The sequence below is a fragment of the Micrococcus luteus genome, from assembly GCF_022664405.1.
Classification (GTDB): domain Bacteria; phylum Actinomycetota; class Actinomycetes; order Actinomycetales; family Micrococcaceae; genus Micrococcus; species Micrococcus luteus.
Genome location: NZ_JAKRLB010000006.1, coordinates 54,963 through 75,043, shown reverse-complemented (window position 1 = coordinate 75,043; position 20,081 = coordinate 54,963). Strand labels below are relative to the sequence as shown.

Here is a 20,081-nt window from a genome sequence, read left to right as displayed (position 1 = left end):
TCAGCTCGCGCCGCACCCCCGGGGCATCGGGCCCGGACGCCTTCCAGCCCTCACCTGGGGGACCGGCGCGCACGGAGAACTGACAGCGCGAGCGCGCCGGAATCACGACCCGGCGGGCAGGTGCTGTGGACCACCACCGACCCTGAAGGCAGACAACGTGCGTACGTACTCTCCCAAGCCTGGTGACGCCGACCGTCAGTGGCACATCATCGATGCCACCGACGTCGTCCTCGGCCGCCTGGCCTCCCACACCGCCGCCCTCCTGCGCGGCAAGCACAAGCCGACGTTCGCCCCCCACATGGACATGGGCGACTACGTCATCATCGTGAACGCCGAGAAGGTCGCCCTCACCGGCGCCAAGCTCGAGAAGAAGCGCGCCTACCGCCACTCGGGCTACCCGGGCGGCCTGAAGTCGCAGTCCTACGCCGAGCTGCTCGAGACCAACCCGGTCCGCGCCGTGGAGAAGGCCGTCAAGGGCATGCTCCCGAAGAACTCGCTGGCCGCCCAGCAGCTCTCCAAGCTGAAGGTGTACAAGGGCGCCGAGCACCCGCACACCGCCCAGCAGCCCCAGACCTTCGAGATCGGCCAGGTCGCCCAGTGACCCCGGCGGGCCACTGACGCAGACCTTCCCTGAGGAGAACCATGAGCATCAACGAGAACGACGACGTGGAGCTGACGAGCTACACCTCTGAGTCCACCGCCGCCGCCGAGGCCCCCGTCGCCTCCGAGCGCCCGGCCCTGACCGTGCCCGGCTCCGCCGTCGGCCGCCGCAAGGAGGCCGTGGCCCGCGTGCGCCTCGTCCCCGGCTCCGGCCAGTGGACCATCAACGGCCGCGCCCTGGAGAACTACTTCCCCAACAAGCTGCACCAGCAGGAGGTCTCCGACCCCTTCACGCTGCTGGAGCTGACCGGCGCCTACGACGTGATCGCCCGCATCCACGGCGGCGGCCCCTCCGGCCAGGCCGGTGCGCTGCGCCTGGGCATCTCCCGCGCCCTCAACGAGATCGACCGCGAGCACAACCGCCCGGCGCTCAAGAAGGCCGGCTTCCTGACCCGCGACGCCCGCGTCATCGAGCGCAAGAAGGCCGGCCTCAAGAAGGCCCGCAAGGCCTCGCAGTTCTCGAAGCGCTGATCCTGCGCCGCACGGTGTCCCCACCGTGCCCCCGCCGACGCCCCGTCCCGCTCCTCACGAGCGGGGCGGGGCGTCCGCCGTCTCCGTGGGCCGGCGGCACCTGACCCAGGGTTAATATGGAGGCGCATGGCGACGACGCCATGACGGGCCGCTCGCCCGTCCGGTGCGCGGTCCGATCGGAGACACCCTCAGGAGCCGCCGTGGCCGAGAACACGAGTCCCACGCCCGACCCCCGCACCCGTGGCGAGCACGGCACGGAGCACGCCGCGCAGGCCCCCTTCGCCGTGACCCGTGACTACGCCGCCGAGGTGGACGAGATCCGGGAGCTGGGCCGCAAGCTCGGCGGGGAGAAGAAGACCCCCACCCCGGACCCGCAGGCCTGGCGTGAGGGCTACCCGTACAAGACCAAGCTCAGCCGCAAGAGCTACGAACGACGCAAGCGCGAGCTGCAGATCGAGCTGCTGAAGATGCAGCTCTGGGTCAAGGAGACCGGCCAGAAGGTCCTGATCATCTTCGAGGGCCGCGACGCCGCCGGCAAGGGCGGCGCCATCAAGCGCTTCAACGAGCACCTCAACCCCCGCGGCGCCCGGACCGTGGCCCTGGAGAAGCCCACGGAGGAGGAGGCCTCGCAGTGGTACTTCCAGCGCTACATCCAGCACCTGCCCTCCGGCGGTGAGATCGTGATGTTCGACCGCTCCTGGTACAACCGTGCCGGCGTCGAGCGCGTCATGGGCTACTGCACGGCGCAGCAGTACCTCGAGTTCATGCGCGAGACCCCTGAGCTGGAGCGCATGCTCGTCAACTCCGGCGTGCACATCATCAAGTTCTGGTTCTCCGTGTCCCAGCGCGAGCAGCTCAACCGCTTCGCCGCGCGGGAGACCGACCCCGTGCGTCGCTGGAAGCTCTCGCCCACCGACCTGGCCTCCCTGGACAAGTGGGACGACTACACGAACGCGAAGGAGGCCATGTTCTTCTACACGCACACGGCCGACGCCCCGTGGACCGTCGTGAAGTCGAACGACAAGAAGCGCGCCCGCCTCGAGGCCATCCGCCACGTGCTGCACACGCTGCCCTACCCGGACAAGGACGAGCGCATCGTCCACCGCCCCGACCCGCAGATCTGCGGCCCGGCCAACGAGCTGGCCGAGTACGGCGAGGTCTCCGGCGGCTCGTTCCCGCGCGTGCGCTGACCGGGCCGCACACGACGGCGCCCCTCACCGTCCGGTGAGGGGCGCCGTCGTGTGCGGGGGCGGATTCAGCCGCGCTCCTCCTCCACGTACTCCGGGGTGACGTGTGCGTCGTCGAAGAGGTTGTCCGCCCCGAAGCCCTCCGAGACGTGGTACTCGCCCGAGGCCAGGGAGAGGCGGACGTCCTCGCGCAGGATCGGCAGCTTGGCGTAGAACGCGTCGCCGCAGCAGCTGGTGGCGGTGACGTCGCGGTGGCCGATGATGCGGGACGGCGGCAGCTCGTACTGCTGGCAGATGTAGGCGACGAGCGGCACCAGGCCGGCGTAGAGGCTCTGCGGCGGCGGGTTCAGCATGTACAGCCCCTCGCACTCGATGCCGAGCGCATACGCGTTGAACCCGAGCGCGTGGACGCCGAGCATGAACGTCTGTCCGCCCTCGAGCGCGTGCCGGGAGCCGTGGCGGCCCTCCATCGCGAAGCCGCCGCGGGAGACGGTGAAGTGCTGCCCGGTGTCGCCCCAGTCGTTCGCGGGGCTCATGTGCGCGTTCTGGACCACCTGCGCGATGCTCTCCGCCGCCTCCCGGGAGCCGTCCGTGACGTTCGGCGTGGTGGTGTGGTGGATCACCAGGTAGGAGGGGCGCTCGTTCAGGGTCTGCAGGTAGTAGTTGGGCTGCATGGCGCCCCACTGCGCGGTGGTGATGATGTCCGGGGCGGGCAGGCGGGTGGCCTGCTCGTCGCCCTCCGAGCTCTGCTCGGCCTGCTCATCACGCCCGCAGCCGGCCACGCCGGCAGCGATCGCCAGGCCCGTGCCGCCCAGCACGCTGCGGCGCGTCCAGGAATGGGGGAGCGGGGGCGGGGTCACGTCGGGCATGGATCGAGGTCCTTCGGGTTCGGGGCGGGGCCTCCCGGGCGGATGTGAGCGGACGGGCGCGGCCGCGGGGGCTCGACCGGTCCGATGCTACCGCCCCCCGGCCCGTTTCGTGACCCTCCCGTGATGCAGGCCGCAGGGGCGGCCCCTACACTGACTGATCATGTCGAGATTGTTCGGAACCGATGGCGTCCGTGGCCTGGCCAACGAGACCCTCACCGTGGAGTTGTCCGTCCAGCTGGCCCAGGCCGCCTCGCCCGTCCTCTGCGCGGAGGCCTTCGACGCCGGCCGACGCCCCGTCGCCGTCGTGGCCCGGGACCCGCGCATCAGCGGCGAGTTCATCGCGGCCGCCGTGCAGGCGGGCCTGGCGTCCTCGGGCGTGGACGTGTGGGACGCCGGCGTGCTGCCGACCCCCGCCGCCGCCTATCTCGTGGGGGACCTGGACGCCGACTTCGGCGTGATGATCTCCGCCTCCCACAACCCGGCCCCGGACAACGGCATCAAGTTCCTCGCGCGCGGCGGCGAGAAGCTGACCGACGCGCAGGAGGACGAGATCATCCGCCACCTCGAGGGCGTGACGCCGCGACGGCCCCAGGGCGCGGACGTGGGCCGCGTGCGCGTCTTCGCGGATGCCGAGGACCGCTACGTCCTCCACCTCCTGCAGACCCTCCCGCACCGGCTGGACGGGCTCAAGGTCGTCCTGGACTGCGCACACGGCGCGGCCGCCGGCTGCTCGCCCGAGGCGTTCCGCGCCGCCGGCGCGGAGGTCGTCGTGATCGGCGCGTCCCCGGACGGGCTCAACATCAACGACGGCTACGGCTCCACCCACCTCGAGAAGCTCCAGGCGGCCGTGCGCGAGCACGGCGCGGACCTCGGCATCGCGCACGACGGCGACGCCGACCGGTGCCTCGCCGTGGACGATCGCGGCGAGGTCGTCGACGGCGACCAGATCATGGGCGTCATGGCCGTGGCACTCAAGGACCGCGGCGTCCTGCGCGACGACACCCTGGTCGTGACCGTCATGTCCAACCTGGGCCTGAAGCTGGCCATGGGCCGGGAGGGCGTCCAGCTCGTCGAGACCCAGGTGGGCGACCGCTACGTCCTGGCCGGCATGAAGCTCGGCGACTACTCGCTCGGCGGCGAGCAGTCCGGCCACGTGATCTTCTCGGACCACGCCACCACCGGCGACGGGGTCCTCACCGGCCTGCAGCTCGCCTCGCGCGTCGCCGAGACCGGTACCCCGCTCTCCGAGCTGGCCGCGGTGATGGACCGGCTGCCCCAGGTCCTCGTGAACGTGCGCGGCGTGGACAAGTCCCGCGCCGCCGAGGACGAGGCCGTCCAGGCGGCGGTGGCCGAGGCGGAGGCCCGCCTCGGCGCGACCGGCCGCGTGCTGCTGCGCCCGTCGGGCACGGAGCCGGTCGTGCGCGTCATGGTCGAGGCCCCGGACGAGGAGACCGCCGGCCGGGAGGCCCAGGTGCTGGCCGACGTCGTGCAGCGCGAGCTGCGCCTGCACGACTGACCGGACCGATGACGTCGGACGCGGCCCCCCGGCCCCGCCGCTGGACCCTGTTCGCGGGGCTGCTCGCGGGGCTGGCGGTCCTGTGGTCGGCCGCGTTCCTCGCCGTGGAGGCGTCCGTGTGCGCGCGGCAGAGCGCCCCCGTGGAGTGGTTGCCGTGCCTGGATCCGGACCGGCAGGACTCGGAGGTCGCCCCGGACGCCGGGTCCAGCGCGGACCGGACGACGTCGCGCCCCTGAGGGAACGGCCCCCGCGCCGCCGAGGGCATGAAGGAAGGGCCCGGGGCGACTCGTGTGAGTCGTCCCGGGCCCTTCGGCGTCGGACAGGGGGAGATCAGAGGGCGGTGGTCCCGGAGGTGGGGCCGCCGCGGCGCTCGGCGAGCAGGTCGCGGATCTCGGTGAGCACGGCGACGTCGGCGGCCACCTCCTCCTCGGCGGGGTCGATGCCGAGGCGGCGGTTGCGGGCCTCGATCATCTTGTTCATTGGCATCACGATGGCGAAGTACACGGCCGCGGCGATGAGCAGGAAGTTGACGATGGCGGTGAGCAGCACGCCGAACTTCACGTCGTTGCCGTTGACCGTCAGCACGGCGAACGAGTCGAAGTTCGGCGAGCCCACGGCGGCGGCGATGAGCGGCATGAGGACCGCCTCGACGAGCGCGTTCACGATCTTGCCGAAGGCGGCGCCGATGATGACGGCGACGGCGAGGTCGAGGACGTTGCCCTTCATGATGAAGTCTTTGAATCCCTGGAGCATGGGGAGAATCCTACGTGTCACGAAGGCGGCGCGGTACAGGGTCGTGCGTCTCAGTCCGCGTAGTCCGGCGCCGGCAGCAGACCCCACGCGGTCTCGAGGACGCCGCCGGCCGCCTCGACCCGGGCCGCCTCCGCGGACCCGACGTAGCGCAGGTGCCACGGCTCGTGGGCGAAGCCCGTCACGTCCTCGGCCCCGGCGGGATAGCGGATGACGAACCCGTACTCGGCGGCGTGCGCGGCCACCCAACGGCCCGCGGCGGTGTCGCCGAAGCACGCTTCCAGGTCACACGCAGGGGTCGCGGCGTCGCCCACGTCCCAGGCCAGGCCGGTCTGATGCTCGGAGTACCCCGGACGCGCGGAGACGCGGTCGGCCTCGGCGCGGCCCAGCTCGTCGACCCAGTGGCCGTACGTCCGGACCTGGTAGTCGTACGAGCGGTAGGCGCTCAGGGTGGTGAGGCGGTGACCCGCCGCCGCGGCGGCATCCAGCAGGTCGCCGGCCGCCGTCGCGGCCTCCGCGCGCAGGGGCAGCTCGCTGCCGGGCACGGCCACCAGATCCGAGGGCGCCCAGTCGGGCGGGGCCACGGGGCGGGTCTTGTTCACGACGACGTCGAGGGCGGCCGGGTCGGCGTGCGTGCTCGACGACGGCGCCGTGCTCGAGGCGGCGCGGGACGACGCGGCCGCGCTCGCGGAGCCGGAAGCCGGCGTCGCCGAGGACGGGCCCGCGGCGGGCGTGCCGCAACCGGCCACGAGCAGCGCGAGCGCGGCCAGCGCGGCGAGAGGGAGGGTGCGACGCATGGATCAGACCTTCCTCAGCAGCACGCGGGTCACCTCGTGTTGCGCGTTCTTCGTGAGCACCAGCCGGGCGCGCCCGCGGGTCGGGCGCACGTTCTGCTCGAGGTTCGGGCCGTTGATGGAGTCCCAGATGGACTCGGCCGTCGCCTGAGCCTCGGCGTCCGACAGGGAGGAGTACCGGTGGAAGTAGCTGCGCGGGTCGGCGAAGGCCCCCGAGCGCAGACCCATGAACCGGTCGATGTACCAGGACCGGATCCAGGACGCGCGCGCGTCCACGTACACCGAGAAGTCGAAGAAGTCGGAGACGGAGAGCCCGGCGGTGCCGTCGGCCCGGGTGCGCGGCGGGGCCAGCACGTTGAGTCCCTCCACGATCAGCACGTCGGGACGGTGCACCACCTGTTCCTCGCCCGGCACGATGTCGTAGGTGATGTGCGAGTACACGGGCGCGCGCACCTCCTGCGCCCCGGACTTGACGTCCGCCATGAAGCGCAGCAGCGCGCGGCGGTCGTAGGACTCGGGGAAGCCCTTGCGGGACATGATGCCGCGCTCGTGCAGCACCGCGTTGGGGTGCAGGAAGCCGTCCGTGGTGACCAGCTCGACGCGCGGCGTCGTCGGCCAGCGGCGCAGCATCTCCTGGAGCACACGCGCCGTCGTCGACTTGCCGACGGCGACCGACCCGGCCACCCCGATCACGTACGGGGTGCGCCCCGTCCGCTCGCCGAGGAACGCGTTGGTCGCGCTGCGCAGGGCCGCGGAGGCCTCCACGTTGATGCTCAGCAGGCGCGAGAGCGGAAGGTAGACCTCGGCGACCTCGCGCAGGGACAGATGCTCGCCGAGGCCGCGCAGACGCTCCACGTCCGCCTGGTCGAAGGGCTGCGCCATCTCCGAGGCGAGACGGGCCCAGGTCTGGCGGTCCAGCTCCACGAAGGGGGAGCGCTGGTGGCCGTCGGGCACGGCGTCCGCGGGCTCCTCGGGGCCCACGAGGGGCAGCTCGGAGGTCGGGGGGGTGTAGGTCACCCGATCCATTATGGCCGCGGCCCGCCCGGAGCGGGCCCCCGCGTGACGTCACAGGGCCCGGATAGGATCGGCCCATGCGCGTTCTCGTGACCGGCGGTGCCGGATACCTCGGATCCCACACCGTGCTCACGCTGCTCGAGGCGGGCCACGACGTCCTCGTCCTGGACAGCCTGGTCACGGCGACGACGACGTCGCTCGAGCGCGTCGCCGAGCTCGCCGAAACGCGTCTGGGCGGGTCGCGGCTGCGCCTGCACGTGGCCGACATCCGCCGCCCCGAGGACTACCGCGGGGCGCTCGCGGACTTCGGCCCGGCCGCACTCGTGCACTTCGCCGGGCTGAAGTCGCCCACCGAGTCGATGACCCGCCCCGCCGCCTACTACGACGTGAACGTGGGCGGCACGGCCGCCGTCGCCGAGGCCGCGCTCGCGGCCGGCGCCCGCACGGTCCTGTTCTCCTCCTCCGCGACCGTGTACGGCGACCGCGCGCCGGTGCCGGTCGCCGAGGACGCCGCCACAGACCCGGTCTCGCCCTACGGGCACTCCAAGCTCATGGCGGAGCAGGTGCTGCGCGACGTCTGCGCCACGGTCGACGGCGGCGGGCTGGCGATGCTGCGCTACTTCAACCCGGTCGGCGCGCATCCCTCCGGGCGGCTGGGCGAGGACCCGAGCGGGGTGCCGGCGAACCTCATGCCCTTCGTGGCGCGGGTGGCCTCCGGCGTGTACCCCGAGCTGCGGGTGTTCGGCGCGGACTTCGACACGCGCGACGGGAGCGCCGTGCGCGACTTCATCCACGTGATGGACCTCGCGGAGGCGCACGTGGCCGGGCTCGAATGGCTCGCGGCCCGCGTGGCGACCGGGGGCGGTACGACGACCCGGGTCTGGAACATCGGCCGGGGCGAGGGCGTCACCGTGTTCGAGATGGTGCGCGCCTTCGAGGCGGTCACGGGCGGCCGCATCCCGTACCGCGTGGTCGAGCGCCGGCCCGGGGACATCGCCGAGTCGTGCGCCGCCGTGGACGCGATCGGCGCCGAGGTGGGCTGGCACGCCCGACGCGATGTGACCGCGATGGTGCGGGACCTCTGGGCCTGGCAGGAGGCCAACCCCGCGGGGTTCTCGTCCCGGGCGGAGTGAGCCGGCCCGCCGTGCGCGGAAGACGGGTCCGGCCCGGTATTCTCGTGCGCATGTGCGGAATCGTCGGATACATCGGCCAGCCCCAGTCGGATCGTGAGCACGGCGCTCTCGACGTCCTGATGGAGGGCCTGCGTCGTCTCGAATACCGCGGATACGACTCCGCCGGTGTGGCCGTGGTGGACGGCGGTCAGCTGTACCACCGGAAGAAGGCGGGCAAGCTCGCCAACCTCGCTGAGGAGCTCGCCGAGCACCCCATCCCCACCGGCCTCGTCGGCATCGGCCACACCCGGTGGGCCACCCACGGCGGCCCCACCGACCGCAACGCCCACCCGCAGGTGGCGGACGAGGGCCGGCTGGCGCTGATCCACAACGGCATCATCGAGAACTACGCCGAGCTGCGTGAGGAGCTGCTCGCCAAGGGCGTCGAGTTCCTCTCCGAGACGGACACCGAGGTGGCCGCCCACCTCCTCGCGGACGTCTACCGGAACGCGGCCGGCCAGGACCTGACCCGCGCCATGCAGTTGGCCTCCCAGCGCCTCGAGGGCGCCTTCACCCTGCTGGCCGTGCACGTGGACCACCCGGACCGCGTGGTGGCCTCGCGCCGCAACTCGCCGCTCGTCGTCGGCCTGGGCGAGGGGGAGAACTTCCTCGGCTCGGACGTCTCCGGCTTCATCGACTTCACCCGCGAGGCCATCGAGCTCGAGCAGGACCAGGTCGTGACGATCACGGCCGACGCCGTCGAGATCTCGGACTTCCGGGGCGGCCCCGCCGAGGGCAAGCGCTTCACCGTGGACTGGGACGCCTCGGCCGCGGAGAAGGGCGGCTTCGAGACCTTCATGGAGAAGGAGATCCACGACCAGCCCCAGGCCGTGCAGGACACCCTGCTGGGCCGCACGGACGCCGCCGGCGCCCTGATGCTGGACGAGCTGCGGATCGACCCCGAGGAGCTCAAGGCCGTCGACAAGATCATCGTCCTGGCGTGCGGCACGTCCGCCTACGCGGGCACGGTGGCCAAGTACGCCATCGAGCACTGGTGCCGGATCCCCGTGGAGGTGGAGCTCTCCCACGAGTTCCGCTACCGCGACCCGATCATCGACCCGCACACCCTCGTGGTGTCCATCTCCCAGTCCGGCGAGACCATGGACACCCTCATGGCGGTCCGCTACGCCAAGGAGCAGGGCGCCCGCACCGTGTCCATCTGCAACACCAACGGCTCCACGATCCCGCGCGAGTCGGACGCCGTGCTCTACACGCACGCCGGCCCCGAGATCGCCGTCGCCTCCACCAAGGCGTTCCTGGCGCAGATCACCGCCGCCTACCTGCTGGGCCTGTACCTGGCCCAGCTGAACAAGAAGCTGTTCAGCGGCCAGATCGAGGACATCCTGGCGGACCTCGGGGCGATCCCCGGCAAGATCGAGGAGATCCTCGCCGCCAAGGACCAGGTCAAGGAGCTCGCCCGCTCCATGGCCGACGCCACCTCCGTCCTGTTCCTCGGCCGCAACGTCGGCTACCCGGTGGCCATGGAGGGCGCGCTCAAGCTCAAGGAGCTCGCGTACATCCACGCCGAGGGCTTCGCCGCGGGCGAGCTCAAGCACGGCCCGATCGCCCTGATCGACGACGGCCAGCCGGTCTTCGTGGTCATGCCCTCGCCCATGGACCGACACTCGCTGCACGCCAAGGTGGTCTCGAACATCCAGGAGGTCCGCGCCCGCGGCGCCCGCACCTTCGCCGTCGCCGAGCGCGGCGACGCGGCCGTGCGCGGCCAGGCCGAGGTCGTCTTCGAGGTCCCCGAGACCCAGCCGATGCTCATGCCGCTGCTGACCACGGTCCCGCTGCAGATCTTCGCCCTCGAGCTCGCCACGGCGAAGGGCTACGACGTGGACCAGCCGCGCAACCTCGCCAAGTCCGTCACGGTGGAGTGATCCGCCGCTGAGGCCACCGCGACCTCTCCTGCCGGGCCCGGCCGCCACACAGCGGCCGGGCCCGCGACGCGTCCGGGGATGGCGTCCGCCCGCCCCAGTAGACTCCCCGAGGAGGCCCGCCGCACCCGGCGGGCCGCACGACGAGACCCCGGAGAGTCATGCACACAGTGGAGATCGGCCAGCCGTACCCCCTCGGGGCCACCGTGGACGAGACCGGCACCAACTTCGCCCTCGCGGTCTCCCGCGAGGTGGAGGCGGTCGAGCTGTGCCTCGTCGCCGACGACGGCACGGAGACGCGCATCCCCCTCGAGGAGCGGCACGGCACCACATGGCACGCCCACGTGGCGGGCATCGGCCACGGGCAGCGCTACGGCTACCGCGTGCACGGCCCCTGGGACCCCGCCCGCGGCCTGTGGCACAACCCGGCCAAGATCCTCGTGGACCCGTACGCGCGGGCGTTCACCGGCGACTACGAGTGGGGCCAGCAGCACCACTCATACGACTTCGACGAGCCGGACCGCATCGACACCTCGGACAACCTGGGCACGAGCATGCTCGGCGTCGTCGTCGCCGAGGACTTCGACTGGGGCGATGACGCCCCGCCCGCCGTCGAGCTCACGGACACGGTGATCTACGAGACCCACGTCAAGGGCATGACCAAGCTGCACCCCGCCGTCCCCGAGGAGCTGCGCGGCACCTACGCGGGCATGGCCCACCCGGAGGTGGTCCGCCACCTGACCGAGCTCGGGGTGACCGCCGTCGAGCTGATGCCCGTGCACCAGTTCGTCAACGACGCCACCCTGCAGGAGAAGGGGCTGAGCAACTACTGGGGCTACAACACGCTCGGCTTCTTCGCCCCGCACGCCGCCTACGCCTCCTCCTCCGAGGTGGGCGGCCAGGTCCGCGAGTTCAAGCAGATGGTGAAGGACCTGCACGCCGCCGGTCTCGAGGTGATCCTCGACGTGGTCTACAACCACACGGCCGAGGGCAACGACAAGGGCCCCATGCTCAGCCTGCGCGGGCTGGACAACGCCGGCTACTACCACCTCGTCGAGGGCGACGAGCGGCACTACATGGACTACACGGGCACCGGGAACTCGGTGGACCTCTCCAGCCCCAAGGCCCTCCAGCTGGTCATGGACTCCCTCCGCTACTGGGTCACCGAGATGCACGTGGACGGCTTCCGGTTCGACCTGGCCACCACCCTCACCCGGGTGGAGGGGGAGCAGGGCCCGGACATGTTCTCCGGGTTCTTCGACGTGGTCCGCCAGGACCCGGTGCTGCGCACCGTCAAGCTCATCGCCGAGCCGTGGGACGTGGGCTGGGGCGGCTACCAGGTGGGCAACTTCCCCGGCCTCTGGTCCGAGTGGAACGGCATGTACCGGGACGCGGTGCGCGACTTCTGGCGCGGCGAGCCCGGCACCCTCGGCGAGTTCGCCACCCGCCTGACCGGCTCGGCCGACCTCTATGAGGGGGACGGGCGCGGCCCCGGTGCGTCCGTGAACTTCGTCACGGCCCACGACGGCTTCACGCTGCGCGACCTCGTCTCCTACAACGAGAAGCACAACGAGGCCAACGGCGAGGACAACAACGACGGCGAGGCGCACAACCGCTCGTGGAACTGCGGCGTGGAGGGGGAGACCGACGACCCCGAGGTCGTGACGCTGCGCGCCCGCCAGCGCCGCAACTTCCTGGCCACCCTGCTGATCAGCCAGGGCGTGCCCATGATCAGCCACGGCGACGAGCTGGGCCGCACCCAGGGCGGCAACAACAACGTCTACTGCCAGGACAACGAGATCTCGTGGATCGACTGGTCCGCCATGGACGACTCGCTCGTGGCGTTCACCCGCGACCTGATCGCGCTGCGCCGTGACCACGCGGTGTTCCGCCGTCGCCACCACTTCGACGGTCGCCCCGCGGCCCGCGACGTCGAGGCGCCCCTGCCGGACATCGTGTGGCTCGAGCCGGACGCGACCGCCAAGACGGAGGACGACTGGGGCGCCGAGGCCCGGTCGATCGGCTTCTACCTCAACGGGCACATGCTCACCCGCGGGGACGAGGACGGGGAGGAGCCCTACCGGGACTTCTACGTCCTCATGAACGCGTGGTGGGAGCCCGTGCCGTACACCCTGCCCGGGCCCACGTTCCCGGCGGAGTGGGAGGTCGTCGTGGACACCTCGTCCCACGTCGCCCCGGACGGCACCCGCCCCCGCGTGCGTGCCGGGGACGTGCTTGAGCTCCCGGCCCGCTCCACCGTCGTGCTGCGGCAGGTCCCCGAGGGCGCATGAGCCCGCAGGTGGACCGGGGGCGCGTCCGCCGTGGCCTGCCGCGGTGGGCGCGGGCCCTCTGCGCCACCGTGGCGACCCTGGCGGCGCTGGGACTGGCCTTCGGCGCGGGGTGGGCCACGCACGCCGTGACGGATCCGCACCCGGACGACGCACCGCGCGTGGACGCCCTCCTCGTCCTCTACAGCCAGCCCCGCGTCTACGACGCCGCGATCGAGCTCGCCGCGTCCGGCGTCGCCGACCGGCTCTTCGTCTCCGCGTACCTGGGGCCGGACGGGCACGAGAAGCTGTGCGGCGGCCCGGAGGAGCGCGACCCGCGGCTGGAAGGCGTCACCGTCGAGTGCTTCGCGCCCGATCCGGTGACCACCCAGGGCGAGGTCGTCCACGCGGCCGACCGCATGCGCGAGCTGGGCCTGCACCACCTGGGCGTGCTCACCTTCCACCAGCACGTGGAGCGTGCGCGGCTGCTGGCGGAGCGGTGCCTCACACCCGAGGAGGGCCGTGTGTCCCTGTACGCGTTCGACGCCGGCTTCGACCGGCTCGGCCGCCTGCAGCACGGCGTCTACGGCGTGCTGGCCTACGGGAAGGCGATGCTCACGCCGGGCTGCGACCAGCAGCTGCCCGGCGTGCTGCAGTGGCCGCTCGACCTGGCCAAGCGACTGCGCGGGCAGCCCGTCGGGGACGAGGCCGGCGCCGTCGTCGTGGGCGCCCGGCGGGCGGGGGCGGCGTGATCGTCGGCGTGGGGGTGGACGTGGTGGACGTCCCGCGGTTCCGGGCGCAGCTCGAGCGCACCCCGGCGCTGCGCGCACGCCTGTTCACCGAGGATGAGCGGGACCTGCCGCTGCGCTCGCTGGCCGCGCGCTTCGCCGCCAAGGAGGCGATCGCCAAGGCCATGGGCGCCCCGCCCGGGATGATGTGGCACCACTGCTGGATCCCGCGCCCGGACCACGGCGACGGCCGCCCCACCGTGCACCTGACCGGCACCGTGCAGGCCCAGGCCGAGGCCCTGGGCATCACCCACTGGCACCTCTCCCTCAGCCATGACGGGGACGTCGCCACCGCCTACGTGGTCGCCGAACGCCGCGCGGCCGAGGAGGAGTCCGCATGACCGCCGATGACCTGACCCGCATCGCCGTGACCGGCTCGGCCGTGCGCACGGCCGAGGAGCCCCTGCTCGCGGCCGGCCGCGGCCCGGAGCTGATGCGCGCCGCCGCCTGGGCCCTGGCCGAGCACGCCGCGGCCCTGCTGCGTGAGCGCGGCCCGGTGGCCGGCACGACGGTGGCCGCCCTCGTCGGCCCCGGCAACAACGGCGGGGACGCGCTGTTCGCCCTCGCGTTCCTGCGCCGTCGGGGCGTGGCCGCGGTCGCCGTGCCCGTCCGCCGGGACGACGACGGCGCCCCGCGCTGGCACGCCGAGGGCTGGGCTGCGCTGCGAGCGGCCGGGGGACGCCGCGCCGACGCGGTGCCGCCCGAGGCCGCGCTCGTGGTGGACGGCGTGCTCGGCACAGGCTTCACCGGCGAGTATGAGCTGCCCGCCGCGGCGCGCGCGCTGCCGGCGGATGCGCTCGTGCTGGCGTGCGACGTGCCCTCCGGTGTGGACGCGGACACCGGCGAGGTGCGGGGGGAGGCCCTCCGCGCGGCCGCGACCGTGACGTTCGGCGCCCTCAAGTCCGGCCTCGTCCTCGGGGAGGGGGCAGGCCGCGCGGGCACCGTGCACGTGGCGGACATCGGGCTGGGACCGCACCTGCCGACGTCGCCGGCCGCGCGGCTGGGCGTGATGGACGAGGCCGCCGCACGGACCGCCCACCCGGCCCCCGCGGCCGAGGCCCACAAGTACACGCGCGGCGTGGTGGCCGTCGTCGCCGGATCGGAGCGCTACCCGGGGGCCGCCGTGCTCGCGAGCGCGGGTGCGCTGCACACGGGCGCGGGCATGGTGCACCATTCCGGCCCGCAGACCACCCGGGACCTGGTGCTCGCCGCCCACCCCGAGGCGCTGGTCTCGGCGGAGGGGCCCGAGCCGTCGCGCGCGGACGCCTGGGTGGCCGGCCCCGGCTTGGACACCGAGCACGACGCGCGGCGGCGCTGGGCCGGCGTCCTCGCCGCGCTTGAGGACCGGCCGGAGGCGGCCCTGCTCGCCGACGCCTCGGCCCTGGACCTGGTCACCGCCGCCGAGCTGCGGTCGCTGCGCGCGGCCGGCACGCCCGTGGTCCTGACGCCGCACGCCGGGGAGTGGTCCCGCCTGCGCGAGCGCGTCCCCGCGGACGGCGCCGACGCCGCCGACCCGCTCGCCGCCCTCCGCGCGTGGACGGCCGAACACGGCGCCACGGTCCTGCTCAAGGGCCCGCGCACCCTCGTGGTCGCCCCGGACGGCGAGGCATGGGCCGTGACCGGCGGCGGCCCCGAGCTCGCGATGGGCGGGACCGGCGACGTGCTCTCCGGGGCGATCGGCGCCGTCCTGGCCGCGGACGTGGCGCGGCGCTCGCGGGCGCGCCGGGCCGGGGAGGACCCCGGCCCGGCGCCCACGGCCCGGCTCGCGGCGGCGGCCGCCTGGCTGCACGCCCAGGCCGGGGCCGACCAGGCCCGCGCCGGGCGGATCACCACGGCCACGCTGCCGGCCGCGCTGGGCGCGCGCGTCGCGCACCTGTGGTGGCCGGACGACGCCGAGCCGGAGGCCGTCCGATGAGCCGCGCCGACGTCAGCCCGGCGGACACCGAGCGCGCCGTACGCATCGACCTGGCGGCCGTCCGGCACAACGTGGGCGTGCTGCAGGAGCGGATCCGCCGCCCCGACGGCAGCCGGCCGCTGCTGACCGCCGTCGTCAAGGCCGACGCCTACGGCCACGGCGCGGTTGCCGTCGCGCGCGCCGCCGCGGCCGCCGGCGCGGACCGGCTCGGGGTGGCCCACGTGCGCGAGGCCCTGGCCCTGCGCGCGGCGGGGGTGCGCCTGCCCGTGCTCGCGTGGCTGCACACCGGGGCCACGGACTTCGCCGCCGCGGTGGAGGCGGAGGTGACCCTCGGTGTCTCGGGCTGGGACCTCGACGCCGTCGCCGACGCCGTCCGCGGGCTGCGGTCCCGCGGCGGGGCCGGACCCGAGGCCCGCGCCGTCCTGCACCTGAAGGCGGACACCGGCCTGGGCCGCCACGGCTGCACGCCCGAGCGGTGGCCCGCGTTCGTCGCGCGTGCCGCCGAGCTCGAGGCCGCGGGCCTCGTGCGGGTGGAGGGCGTGTTCTCCCACCTCGGCGTGGCGGACGAGCCGGACCGGGCCGCCGAGACCACGGCGCAGCTGCTGCGGTTCGAGCGGATGGCCGCCGAGGCCGCCGAGACGCTCGGCCACCCACTGCTGCGGCACCTGGCCAACACGCCCGCCACCCTCGCCCGGCCGGACACGCACCTGGACATGGTGCGCGTCGGCCTGGGCCTGTACGGGCTCTCCCCGTTCGCGGACGTCACCGCCGCCGAGCTCGGGCTGCGCCCGGCCATGTCCCTCGTCACCGTCCTGGCCAACGTCAAGGCCGTCCCCGCCGGGCAGGGCGTGTCCTACGGGTTCCGCCACGTCACGGCGGAGCCCACCACCCTCGGGCTCGTGCCCGTCGGCTACGCCGACGGCGTCCCGCGCGTCGTCGAGGGCACGCGCGTCCACGTCGGCGGCCGGAACGTCCCCGTGGTGGGCCGCATCGCGATGGACCAGTTCGTGGTGGACCTCGGCCCGGACGCCGCGGACGCGCCCGGCGACGCCGTCGAGCTGTTCGGACCGGCCTCCGGCATTCCGGTGGAGGAGTGGGCCGCGGCCGCCGGGACGATCAACTACGAGCTGGTGACCCGCATCGGAGGCCGCGTGGACCGGCAGCACGTGGACCCCACGCCGACCCAGGAGGCCCGCCCATGAGCGACCACGAGATCCCCGCCCCCGGCCCGACCCTGCCGGAGCCCGTGCTGACGGCGACGGTCCCGCTCGAGGGCGCCGACGGCACCCGGGCGTTCGGCCGCGCCCTCGCCGGGGTGCTCCGCACCGGCGACGTGCTGATCCTCACGGGCGACCTCGGCGCGGGCAAGACGACCTTCACCCAGGGGCTGGCCAGCGGATTCGGCGTGGCCTCCGGTGTGGTCTCGCCGACGTTCGTCCTCTCCCGCGTCCACCCCGCCCCGGCCGACGCCCCGGCGGGCACCCCGGACCTCGTGCACGTGGACGCGTACCGGCTGCGCTCGGCGGGGGAGCTCACGGACCTCGACCTGGACGCGAGCGTGGACCGCTCCGTGACCGTCGTCGAGTGGGGCCGGGGCATGGCCGAGTCCCTCGCCGGGTTCCCCGAGGACCCGGACGCCTCGTGGCTGGACATCGAGATCGTCCGGGCCCGCGGGGGTGAGGACGCCCCCGCGGCCTCGGCGGGGGAGGGCGAGGACGGCATCGTCACCGACTTCTCCGACGAGGACGGGGGCCAGGCCGAGGAGCTGCGTACTGCCGTCGTGACCGGCCGCGGCCCGCGCTGGGCCGGCGTCGTGCTTCCGTAGACTGGCGGCCATGGCCCTGCTCCTCGCGATCGACTCCTCCGCCGCCGCCTCCGTCGCCGTCCTGCGGGACGGTGAGGAGCTCGCGCGCTGGGCCACGGACGACACCCACGCCCACGCCGAGGTGCTCGCCCCCGCGGTGCAGACCGTGCTCGGCGAGGCCGGCGTCACCGGCACCGCGCTGGACGCGCTCGCGGTCGGCGTCGGCCCCGGACCCTTCACGGGGCTGCGCGCGGGCCTGGCGACGGCGGCCGCCCTCGGCCTGGCCTGGGACGTGCCCGTGCACGGGGTCCGCAGCCTCGACGCGCTCGCCCACGCGGCCGGCGTCGACGCCTTCCGCCACGGGATCGAGGAGTTCGTGGTCGCCACGGACGCCCGCCGCCGCGAGGTCTACTGGGCCCACTACGCGCAGGTCGGCGGGCAGTCGACCCTGCTGCACGGCCCCTTCGTCTCGCCGGCGGACGAGGTCACCCCGCTGCCCGTCTACGGCGCGGGGGCCGGGCTCTACCCCGAGGCGCTGCGCGCGGTGCCGGGCTGGGAGACGGCCACGCCGTCCGCCGTCGGGGTGGGGCAGGTGGCCGAGCTCGCCCTGCGGCGCGGCCGCGGCCTCGTGCCCGCCGAGCCGCTCTACCTGCGCGAGTCCGACGCCAAGGTCCCCGGCCCCCGCAAGCGGGCGGGCGCGTGAGCCCGGCCGAGCCGGCCCCGGCCGGCGACGGGCGCCCGGCCGAGGAGGAGCACGGGCTGCCGCCCGGGTACCTGCTGCGCCCCATGACCGTGTGGGACATCCCCGAGGTGCTCGCCCACGAGGCCACGCTCTTCCCGCTCGACGCCTGGCCCGCGCACTTCTACGAGGAGGAGCTCGCCCAGACCGGCCCCGCCGGCGGACGGGACGCGCACGGCCGCCCGCCCACCCGGGACTACCGCGTGGTCGTCCGCGATGTGGCCGCGCCCGGCTCCACGGACGACGACGGCCCCGCCCCCGGCGAGATCGTCGGCTACGGCGGGATCATGGTGGTCGGCGACGTCGCCGACGTGCAGACCGTGGGCACGGTCGCGGCGGCGCAGGGGCGGGGGATCGGAGCAGCCCAGCTGCGCTGGATGGCCGCGGAGGCCGCGGCGCGCGGTGCGAGCTCGCTCATGCTCGAGGTCCGGGCCTCCAACGCCGCCGCCCGGCGGCTCTACGCGCGCCACGGATTCCAGGAGCTGCACGTGCGCCGCCGCTACTACCCGGGCGGCGAGGACGCCGTGATCATGCGCAAGCCCCTGTGACCGGGCCGCTCACTAGACTGGAGCCCATGCCCACCGCCACCGTAGCCCCCCTCGTGCTCGGCATCGAGTCCTCCTGCGACGAGACCGGCGTCGGCGTCGTCCGCGGCACCGCCCTGCTGGCCCACGAGGTCGCCTCCTCCGTCGAGGAGCACGTGCGCTTCGGCGGCGTGATCCCGGAGATCGCCGCCCGCGCCCACCTCGAGGCCCTTGTGCCCACGATCCGCCGCGCCCTGGACACCGCCGACGTCACCCTCGCGGACCTCGACGCGATCGCCGTCACCTCCGGCCCGGGTCTGGCGGGCGCCCTCATGGTGGGGGTCGCGGGGGCGAAGGCGCTGGCCACGGCCCTCGGCACGCCCCTCTACGGCATCAACCACCTCGTGGCGCACGTGGGCGTGGGCATGCTGGACGGCGTGCGGCCCGCGCAGTGGGACGACCTGCCCGCGGACCTGGGCGCGCTGCTGGTCTCCGGCGGGCACACCGAGATCCTGCGCGTGGGCCGGATCAGCTCCGAGGTCGAGCTGCTGGGCTCGACCATCGACGACGCGGCCGGCGAGGCGTACGACAAGGTCGCCCGGCTCATCGGGGCGGGCTACCCCGGGGGCCCCGTGATCGACCGGCTCGCCGCCGAGGGCGACCCGACCGCCTTCCGCTTCCCGCGCGGGCTCACCGCGGGCAAGTTCGTCGGCAGCGCCGAGGAGCCCGGCCCGCACCGACACGACTGGTCTTTCTCCGGGCTGAAGACCGCCGTCTCCCGGGCCGTGGAGCAGTTCGAGGCCCGCGGCCTCGAGGTGCCGCGCGCGGACATCGCCGCCTCCTTCCAGGAGGCCGTCGCGGACGTGATCACCGCCAAGGCCGTCCGCGCCTGCCGCGAGCACGGGCTCACCCACCTGATGCTCGGCGGCGGCGTCGCGGCGAACTCGCGCCTGCGCGCCCTGCTCGCCGACCGGTGCCGCTCCGCCGGCATCGAGCTGACCGTCCCGCCCGTGAACCTGTGCACCGACAACGGGGCGATGGTCGCCGCGCTCGGTGCTCGTCTGGTGCGCGACGGCGTCGCCCCCTCCGACGCGTGGTTCGGCGCGGACCCGGGGCAGCCGGTCGAGATCGTCAGCGTCTGACCGCGCCCGGTCTCTTGCCGCCACGCCCACGCGTTCCGTAGACAGAGCCCATGACCGGCCATGATTACCCCCGCCCCGAGTCCACCTCTGCGGCCGTGGACGAGCAGATGCTGGAGGACTTCCTCAATCAGCACCTGCTCGGCTCCCGCTCCGGTGTGAAGGCGTTCCGCGCCGCCGAGCAGACCTGGGCCGGCACCCCGCAGGAGGCCGCGCTGCGCCGCCTCGGCGACGCCGTCCAGGACGACCAGGACCGCCTCGAGGCGCTCATCGGCGAACTGGGTCTCCGCACCCCGCTGGTGGACCGGGCCGCCGGCGCGGCGGCCGAGGTCGGCGGACGTCTCAACCCCGTGAACGCGCTGCGCACGCGCGGCTCCGGCTGGACGCAGATCGAACTGGACCTGCTGCAGGGCACGCTCCAGGCCAAGTCCGCGATGTGGCACGTCCTCGAACAGCTCGCGCCGCACCTGCCGGCGGTCGACGCCGCCGAGATGCACGCCCTGCGCCAGAGGACCGGCGACCAGCAGCGCGAGGTCCAGCGCATCACCTCCGCCACCCTCGAGGGCCGGTTCCTGGCCGGCTGAGGCCCGGG

At 74.0% G+C, this 20,081-nt stretch carries 21 protein-coding genes; 17 read left to right on the top strand and 4 right to left on the bottom strand.

All coding sequences use genetic code 11. The features are described from left to right. Nucleotides 1-157 precede the first annotated feature (157 nt). From rplM to ppk2, 3 genes are all read left to right on the top strand, one after another. On the top strand, nucleotides 158-601 hold the full coding sequence (rplM, locus tag MF605_RS04195) for a 50S ribosomal protein L13 (RefSeq protein ID WP_036337972.1): 444 nt from the start codon (nucleotides 158-160) through the stop codon (nucleotides 599-601). A gap of 41 nt (nucleotides 602-642) precedes the next feature. After that, a complete protein-coding gene (gene rpsI / locus MF605_RS04190) occupies nucleotides 643-1,131 on the top strand; it encodes a 30S ribosomal protein S9 (RefSeq protein WP_036317791.1) in 489 nt (162 codons plus the stop codon). A gap of 200 nt (nucleotides 1,132-1,331) precedes the next feature. Continuing rightward, nucleotides 1,332-2,321, top strand: a complete 990-nt coding sequence (gene ppk2 / locus MF605_RS04185) for a polyphosphate kinase 2 (protein ID WP_061867116.1) — start codon at nucleotides 1,332-1,334, stop codon at nucleotides 2,319-2,321. A 65-nt stretch (nucleotides 2,322-2,386) separates the two neighbouring features. Here the strand turns inward: ppk2 and MF605_RS04180 are convergent, their stop codons facing one another. Beyond that, nucleotides 2,387-3,187: a peptidoglycan recognition protein family protein gene (locus tag MF605_RS04180; RefSeq protein ID WP_044659421.1), complete on the bottom strand. Its 801-nt coding sequence runs from the start codon at nucleotides 3,185-3,187 to the stop codon at nucleotides 2,387-2,389. A gap of 160 nt (nucleotides 3,188-3,347) precedes the next feature. Between MF605_RS04180 and glmM the strand changes: the two genes are divergently transcribed. Together glmM and MF605_RS04170 are read left to right on the top strand one after the other, a co-directional pair. Continuing rightward, the gene (glmM, locus tag MF605_RS04175) at nucleotides 3,348-4,703 is read left to right on the top strand and encodes a phosphoglucosamine mutase (RefSeq protein WP_208857721.1); all 1,356 of its coding nucleotides are present in this window, start codon (nucleotides 3,348-3,350) and stop codon (nucleotides 4,701-4,703) included. Nucleotides 4,704-4,711: 8 nt separating this feature from the next. Next, the gene (locus MF605_RS04170; protein ID WP_134416847.1) at nucleotides 4,712-4,939 is read left to right on the top strand and encodes a hypothetical protein; all 228 of its coding nucleotides are present in this window, start codon (nucleotides 4,712-4,714) and stop codon (nucleotides 4,937-4,939) included. Nucleotides 4,940-5,033: 94 nt separating this feature from the next. Here the strand turns inward: MF605_RS04170 and mscL are convergent, their stop codons facing one another. The 3 genes from mscL to coaA are packed head-to-tail and all read right to left on the bottom strand — an operon-like array spanning nucleotide 5,034 to nucleotide 7,264. Then, nucleotides 5,034-5,456, bottom strand: a complete 423-nt coding sequence (mscL, locus tag MF605_RS04165) for a large conductance mechanosensitive channel protein MscL (protein WP_036315841.1) — start codon at nucleotides 5,454-5,456, stop codon at nucleotides 5,034-5,036. Nucleotides 5,457-5,506: 50 nt separating this feature from the next. Beyond that, nucleotides 5,507-6,250 carry a M15 family metallopeptidase gene (locus MF605_RS04160; RefSeq protein ID WP_208857722.1) on the bottom strand — a complete coding sequence of 248 codons (744 nt, stop codon included), beginning with the start codon at nucleotides 6,248-6,250 and terminating at the stop codon, nucleotides 5,507-5,509. A 3-nt stretch (nucleotides 6,251-6,253) separates the two neighbouring features. Next, nucleotides 6,254-7,264 carry a type I pantothenate kinase gene (gene coaA / locus MF605_RS04155; RefSeq protein WP_044659424.1) on the bottom strand — a complete coding sequence of 337 codons (1,011 nt, stop codon included), beginning with the start codon at nucleotides 7,262-7,264 and terminating at the stop codon, nucleotides 6,254-6,256. 74 nt (nucleotides 7,265-7,338) lie between these two features. On the opposite strand from coaA, the gene galE reads away from it, so the two are divergent. The 12 genes from galE (at nucleotide 7,339) to MF605_RS04095 (ending at nucleotide 20,073) form a co-directional block, all read left to right on the top strand. Beyond that, nucleotides 7,339-8,394, top strand: coding sequence for a UDP-glucose 4-epimerase GalE (galE, locus tag MF605_RS04150; protein ID WP_134416848.1), 1,056 nt, complete (start codon nucleotides 7,339-7,341; stop codon nucleotides 8,392-8,394). A 50-nt stretch (nucleotides 8,395-8,444) separates the two neighbouring features. Next, on the top strand, nucleotides 8,445-10,316 hold the full coding sequence (gene glmS / locus MF605_RS04145; protein ID WP_134416849.1) for a glutamine--fructose-6-phosphate transaminase (isomerizing): 1,872 nt from the start codon (nucleotides 8,445-8,447) through the stop codon (nucleotides 10,314-10,316). Between the two features lie 158 nt (nucleotides 10,317-10,474). Continuing rightward, nucleotides 10,475-12,604, top strand: coding sequence for a glycogen debranching protein GlgX (glgX, locus tag MF605_RS04140; RefSeq protein WP_134416850.1), 2,130 nt, complete (start codon nucleotides 10,475-10,477; stop codon nucleotides 12,602-12,604). Next, entirely contained in the window at nucleotides 12,601-13,332 is a 732-nt protein-coding gene (locus MF605_RS04135; RefSeq protein WP_063190077.1) for an ElyC/SanA/YdcF family protein, read from the top strand. The genes glgX and MF605_RS04135 overlap by 4 nt, the downstream gene beginning before the upstream one ends. Continuing rightward, nucleotides 13,329-13,709: a holo-ACP synthase gene (locus tag MF605_RS04130; protein ID WP_010080417.1), complete on the top strand. Its 381-nt coding sequence runs from the start codon at nucleotides 13,329-13,331 to the stop codon at nucleotides 13,707-13,709. The genes MF605_RS04135 and MF605_RS04130 overlap by 4 nt, the downstream gene beginning before the upstream one ends. After that, the gene (locus tag MF605_RS04125; protein WP_134416851.1) at nucleotides 13,706-15,283 is read left to right on the top strand and encodes an NAD(P)H-hydrate dehydratase; all 1,578 of its coding nucleotides are present in this window, start codon (nucleotides 13,706-13,708) and stop codon (nucleotides 15,281-15,283) included. The genes MF605_RS04130 and MF605_RS04125 overlap by 4 nt, the downstream gene beginning before the upstream one ends. Beyond that, entirely contained in the window at nucleotides 15,280-16,485 is a 1,206-nt protein-coding gene (alr, locus tag MF605_RS04120; RefSeq protein ID WP_134416852.1) for an alanine racemase, read from the top strand. Before MF605_RS04125 ends, alr begins: the two co-directional genes overlap by 4 nt. Continuing rightward, a complete protein-coding gene (gene tsaE / locus MF605_RS04115; protein WP_049146659.1) occupies nucleotides 16,482-17,108 on the top strand; it encodes a tRNA (adenosine(37)-N6)-threonylcarbamoyltransferase complex ATPase subunit type 1 TsaE in 627 nt (208 codons plus the stop codon). The genes alr and tsaE overlap by 4 nt, the downstream gene beginning before the upstream one ends. Before the next feature lie 10 nt (nucleotides 17,109-17,118). After that, a complete protein-coding gene (gene tsaB / locus MF605_RS04110) occupies nucleotides 17,119-17,790 on the top strand; it encodes a tRNA (adenosine(37)-N6)-threonylcarbamoyltransferase complex dimerization subunit type 1 TsaB (protein WP_134416853.1) in 672 nt (223 codons plus the stop codon). Further along, complete coding sequence (locus MF605_RS04105) at nucleotides 17,787-18,374, top strand: GNAT family N-acetyltransferase (protein WP_134416854.1); 588 nt, start codon at nucleotides 17,787-17,789, stop codon at nucleotides 18,372-18,374. The genes tsaB and MF605_RS04105 overlap by 4 nt, the downstream gene beginning before the upstream one ends. 26 nt (nucleotides 18,375-18,400) lie before the next feature. Beyond that, complete coding sequence (gene tsaD / locus MF605_RS04100; protein ID WP_134416855.1) at nucleotides 18,401-19,492, top strand: tRNA (adenosine(37)-N6)-threonylcarbamoyltransferase complex transferase subunit TsaD; 1,092 nt, start codon at nucleotides 18,401-18,403, stop codon at nucleotides 19,490-19,492. A 50-nt stretch (nucleotides 19,493-19,542) separates the two neighbouring features. Further along, nucleotides 19,543-20,073, top strand: coding sequence for a hypothetical protein (locus MF605_RS04095; RefSeq protein ID WP_044659437.1), 531 nt, complete (start codon nucleotides 19,543-19,545; stop codon nucleotides 20,071-20,073). The last annotated feature ends 8 nt before the right edge of the window (nucleotides 20,074-20,081 follow it).